Source organism: Streptomyces torulosus (assembly GCF_001419765.1).
In the GTDB taxonomy this organism is placed as follows: Bacteria; Actinomycetota; Actinomycetes; order Streptomycetales; family Streptomycetaceae; genus Streptomyces; species Streptomyces torulosus.
Map to the genome: position 1 here is coordinate 1 of NZ_LIRK01000820.1, position 5,330 is coordinate 5,330.

The following is a 5,330-nucleotide window of genomic DNA, read 5'->3' on the forward strand; positions in this document are numbered from 1 at the left end:
GTGGTGGAGGTCCGGCGGGTCGCTCCGGCGTGACGTGGTGGAGGTCCGGCGGGTCGGTCCGGCGCGGGGTGGCGAGGGCCCGGCGGGTCGGCGTGGCGCGTGTCTTCTTGTGTGCGGCGGGAGTTGAACAGGTGGACTCCCCTTTCCGCCCCCACGGAGGTGGCCGCCGTGCGCGCCTTGTACGTACCCGTTCGCCTGGCCGCCACGGTCATGGCCGTCGCCGCGGCCGTCGGCTGCATGAGCGTGGGGGACGGCGGGCAGCACCCCGGCCCCTCGCCCTCCGCCGGGCAGCGGGGCGGTGAGCGGCCGGACGGGGGCACCGCCGTGACGGGCGGGGGCGGTACGGGGTACCAGGTCGGGCGCGGCAAGCCGCGCCCCTCGGGCTCGCCCGACCCCTCCGCGTCCCGGTCGGCCTCCGCCTCGGCGGCGGCCTCCGAGGGGGCCGAGCCGCGCAAGAAGGCGAAGCCGCCGAAGGGCGGGAAGGGCAAGGGGGACGGCGAGCGGCCGCCCGTGCCGGAGCCGACGAAGGGCGAGCCGACGCCCGCGCCCTCCTCGGCCCCGCCGGAGCCGCCCGAGCCGTCGGTGCCGGCGGAGTCCCCGGCGCCGGAGCCGTCGGCCGAGCCGTCGTCGTCCGCGCACGAGCAGGGGGCGCAGCTGATGGAACGGGAGCCCGCGCCGGAGGCGGGGGACGCGGCGTAGCGGCCGGGCGGGACCGCTGTGTGCCGCTGTGAGCCGGGCGGGGGCGTCGCCGGGGTGATCGCGGCCGCGTCCTGCGGGGTGATGGCCGTCTGCGCGGTGGTCGTCGCCGTCTGCGCGGTGGCCGTGGCCTTCCGGCGTCCGCTGGAGTGTGGCGGACGACACGGGTGCGAGGGCGGCACGGCGGCTCCTCCGGTGCCGGCCGAGAGCACGGTGCCGCCGACGCCGCCGCAGGGCCCCTGGCCAGCGGTTTGCCCTCTCATCGGTGAAGGCGGCCAGGAGTCTGGCTTTCCCAGTTGGGCTCCGCTGATCGCCTTCTGACCTGCGGGTACCGGTTCGGTTTGCCTTTAGGGGTGGAGGGTGCGTATGGTGGTAGATCGTTTGATCCCATTTGCCCGGCGCCAACGCAGAGCGCGCCGTGTGGCGCGTACTCTCCTTTGCCGTGTCGGACCGCATAGAGGCGGTCGTGTGCGAATCACGGAGTTGACGGGCGCGTGCCGACGAGACTCCGGAAGGTTTCGCATACGCATGTCCATTTCCAGTACTGATCACGTCGTCGTGCCCGAGAACGGCGAGAACGACTCCGTCGAGACGGCGGCCCCCGAGGTCACTTTCGCGGACCTCGGTCTCCCCGAGGGCGTCGTGCGCAAGCTCGCGCAGAACGGCGTGACCACCCCCTTCCCGATCCAGGCCGCGACCATCCCGGACGCCCTGGCCGGCAAGGACATCCTCGGTCGTGGCCGCACCGGCTCCGGCAAGACCCTCTCCTTCGGTCTGCCGACCCTCGCTACGCTCGCCGGCGGCCGCACCGAGAAGCACAAGCCCCGCGCCGTCATCCTCACCCCGACCCGTGAGCTCGCGATGCAGGTCGCGGACGCGCTCCAGCCGTACGGCGACGTCCTCGGCCTGAAGATGAAGGTCGTCTGCGGCGGTACGTCGATGGGCAACCAGATCTACGCCCTGGAGCGCGGCGTCGACATCCTCGTCGCCACCCCCGGCCGCCTCCGCGACATCATCAACCGCGGCGCCTGCTCGCTGGAGAACGTCCAGATCGCCGTCCTCGACGAGGCCGACCAGATGTCGGACCTGGGCTTCCTGCCCGAGGTCACCGAGCTGCTCGACCAGGTCCCGGCCGGCGGCCAGCGGATGCTGTTCTCCGCGACCATGGAGAACGAGATCTCCACCCTGGTCAAGCGCTACCTGAGCAACCCGGTCACGCACGAGGTCGACAGCGCCCAGGGCAACGTCACGACCATGTCGCACCACATCCTGATCGTGAAGCCCAAGGACAAGGCGCCGGTCACCGCCGCGATCGCCTCCCGCAAGGGCCGCACCATCATCTTCGTCCGCACCCAGCTCGGCGCGGACCGCATCGCCGAGCAGCTGCGCGACGCCGGCGTGAAGGCCGACGCGCTGCACGGCGGTATGACGCAGGGCGCGCGGACCCGGACCCTGGCCGACTTCAAGGACGGCTACGTCAACGCGCTCGTCGCGACCGACGTCGCCGCGCGCGGCATCCACGTCGACGGCATCGACCTCGTCCTCAACGTGGACCCGGCCGGCGACCACAAGGACTACCTGCACCGGGCCGGCCGTACGGCGCGTGCCGGGCGTACGGGCACGGTCGTCTCCCTCTCCCTGCCGCACCAGCGCCGCCAGATCTTCCGGCTGATGGAGGACGCGGGCGTCGACGCCGGGCGTCACATCATCCAGGGCGGTACGACGTTCGACCCCGAGGTCGCCGAGATCACCGGCGCCCGGTCGATGACCGAGGTCCAGGCCGAGTCCGCCGGCAACGCCGCGCAGCAGGCCGAGCGTGAAGTCGCTCACCTCACCAAGCAGTTGGAACGGGCCACGCGCCGCGCCGCCGAGCTGCGCGAGGAGGCCGACCGGCTGACCGCGCGTGCCGCGCGGGAGCGGGGCGAGGACCCCGAAGCGGCGATCGCCCAGGCGCGCGCCGAGGAGACGGGCGAGGGTGCCGCCGTCGTCGAGGCGGCCGCCGCCGCTGTCGACGCCGCGGTGCTGTCCGAGGTGTCCGTGCCGGAGCAGCCGGCCGCGCAGGACGTCGAGCGCGTCGAGAAGGCCGAGCGGTTCGAGCGGACCGACCGGGCCGAGCGCGGGTCGTACGGGCGTTCCTCGTCGTACGAGCGTCGTGACGACCGCGGCGGTTTCCGCCGGGACGACCGCGACAACCGCGGTGAGCGTCGTGACGACCGGGGCGGCTTCAACCGCGACAACCGCCGGGACGACCGCGGTGGTCGTTCCTTCGAGCGTCGTGACGACCGTGGTGGCTTCAACCGTGACAACCGTGACAACCGGGGCGAGCGTCGGGACGACCGGGGCGGTTTCCGTCGGGACAACGAGCGTGGCTTCGACCGCGGTGGTCGTTCCTTCGAGCGTCGTGACGACCGCGGTGGCTTCAACCGCGACAACCGCGACAACCGTGACAACCGCGGTGAGCGCCGTGACGACCGTGGCGGCTTCAACCGCGACAACCGCCGGGACGACCGCGGTGGCCGTTCCTTCGAGCGTCGCGACGACCGCGGTGGCCTCAACCGCGACAACCGTGACCGTGGGTTCGACCGTGGTGGCCGTTCCTTCGAGCGCCGGGACGACCGCGGTGGTCACCGGGGCAGCGACCGTCCGTTCAACCGGGACCGCCAGGGCGACCGTCCGGGCTTCCGCTCCGGCGGCCACGAGCGTCCGTACGGCCGCCGTGACGACCACCGCGGCACCGGCTCGTTCGGCCGCCGCGAGGACAAGCCGCGCTGGAAGCGCAACGGCTGACCGAGGCCGAGCGCCCACTCTGTGAACGCCGTGGCCCCCACCTTCCGGGTGGGGGCCACGGCGTTTTCGTGTCGCGCTCCGGGGCGGCGGCGGTGGCGGGCCTGTACCGGAGCCCGAAGAGGCGGGCTGGGCCGATTTTCAGCCACCGTGTGACGCATGTCACGCCCTCCGTGAGGGAATTGCTGGGGGCATGACAGATGACGACATAGCCCGTGGGGCGTCCGGGGCCTCGGCTCCGGACTCGGTGTCGGTCACGGTGTCGGACGAGGAACGACTGGCCCAACTGGGCTACACCCAGGTCCTCGCACGCCGTATGTCCGCGTTCTCGAACTACGCGGTCTCCTTCACGATCATCTCGGTCCTGTCCGGCTGCATGACCCTGTACCTGTTCGGCATGAACACCGGCGGCCCGGCGGTGATCACCTGGGGCTGGGTCGGGGTCGGGCTGATGACGCTGTTCGTCGGCCTCGCGATGGCCGAGATCTGTTCGGCGTACCCGACCTCCGCGGGCCTGTACTTCTGGTCGCACCGGCTGGCGCCGCCCCGGACGGCGGCGGCGTGGGCGTGGTTCACGGGCTGGTTCAACGTCCTCGGCCAGGTCGCGGTGACCGCCGGCATCGACTTCGGCGCGGCGTCGTTCCTGGCCGCGTACCTGAACCTGGAGTTCGGCTTCGAGGTGACGCCCGGCCGCACGATCCTGCTGTTCGCGGCGATCCTGCTGCTGCACGGCCTGCTGAACACCTTTGGCGTCCGTATCGTCGGCCTGCTGAACAGCATCAGCGTGTGGTGGCACGTCCTGGGTGTCGTGGTGATCGTCGGTGCCCTCGCGATCGTCCCCGACGAGCACCGCTCGGCGTCCTTCGTGTTCACCGAGTTCGTCAACAACACGGGCTGGGGCAGCGCGTTCTACGTCGTCCTCCTGGGCCTGCTGATGGCGCAGTACACCTTCACCGGGTACGACGCCTCCGCGCACATGACCGAGGAGACCCACGACGCGTCCACGGCCGGCCCCAAAGGCATCGTCCGTTCCATCTGGACGTCCTGGGTGGCGGGACTCGTACTGCTGCTCGGTTTCACCTTCGCCATCCAGTCGTACGACGGCGCCCTGAAGTCCGCGACGGGGGTGCCGCCGGCCCAGATCCTCATGGACGCGCTCGGCGCCACCGCCGGGAAGCTGCTGCTCCTCGTCGTCATCGGCGCGCAGCTGTTCTGCGGCATGGCGTCCGTGACGGCCAACAGCCGCATGATCTACGCCTTCTCGCGCGACGGCGCGCTGCCGTTCTCGCACGTCTGGCACACGGTCAGCCCGCGCACCCGGACGCCCGTCGCGGCGGTGTGGCTGGCGGCGGGCGGCGCGCTCGTCCTGGGCCTGCCGTATCTGATCAACGTGACGGCGTACGCGGCCGTGACCTCCATCGCGGTCATCGGCCTCTACATCGCCTACGTGATCCCGACGCTCCTGCGGCTCCGCAAGGGCGACGCGTTCGAGCGGGGGCCGTGGCATCTGGGCCGCTGGTCGCGGACGATCGGCGTCATCTCGGTGACCTGGGTCTTGGTCATCACCGTCCTCTTCATGCTGCCCCAGCTCTCCCCGGTCACCTGGGAGAACTTCAACTACGCCCCCGTCGCGGTCCTGGTGGTCCTCGGCTTCGCCGCGATCTGGTGGACCGCCTCGGCCCGGCACTGGTTTCTCAACCCCGAGCACGAACGGAACGTGGCGCGGGCGAAGGGGAGGGAGGGGGCACCGGAGCCGGTGGATCCGTAGGGCGGGGGTGCCGCCGGCGGGTGCGCGAGGCGGAGGGCCGGAGCGGGCGAGGGATCGTGCGGAGCCCGAGTGGGGGTGGGCT

The 5,330-nt window shown here is 72.0% G+C and carries 3 protein-coding genes; all 3 read left to right on the forward strand.

All coding sequences use genetic code 11. The annotated features are described in order from the left end of the window. The first annotated feature begins 168 nt into the window (after nucleotides 1-168). The 3 genes from AOK23_RS40695 to AOK23_RS40705 all read left to right on the forward strand — a co-directional run bounded on the left by AOK23_RS40695 (nucleotide 169) and on the right by AOK23_RS40705 (nucleotide 5,248). Nucleotides 169-699, forward strand: a complete 531-nt coding sequence (locus tag AOK23_RS40695) for a hypothetical protein (RefSeq protein WP_055717446.1) — start codon at nucleotides 169-171, stop codon at nucleotides 697-699. Between the two features lie 525 nt (nucleotides 700-1,224). After that, nucleotides 1,225-3,483 carry a DEAD/DEAH box helicase gene (locus AOK23_RS40700; protein WP_055717444.1) on the forward strand — a complete coding sequence of 753 codons (2,259 nt, stop codon included), beginning with the start codon at nucleotides 1,225-1,227 and terminating at the stop codon, nucleotides 3,481-3,483. Nucleotides 3,484-3,673: 190 nt separating this feature from the next. Further along, on the forward strand, nucleotides 3,674-5,248 hold the full coding sequence (locus AOK23_RS40705) for an amino acid permease (protein ID WP_055717445.1): 1,575 nt from the start codon (nucleotides 3,674-3,676) through the stop codon (nucleotides 5,246-5,248). Nucleotides 5,249-5,330 lie beyond the last annotated feature (82 nt).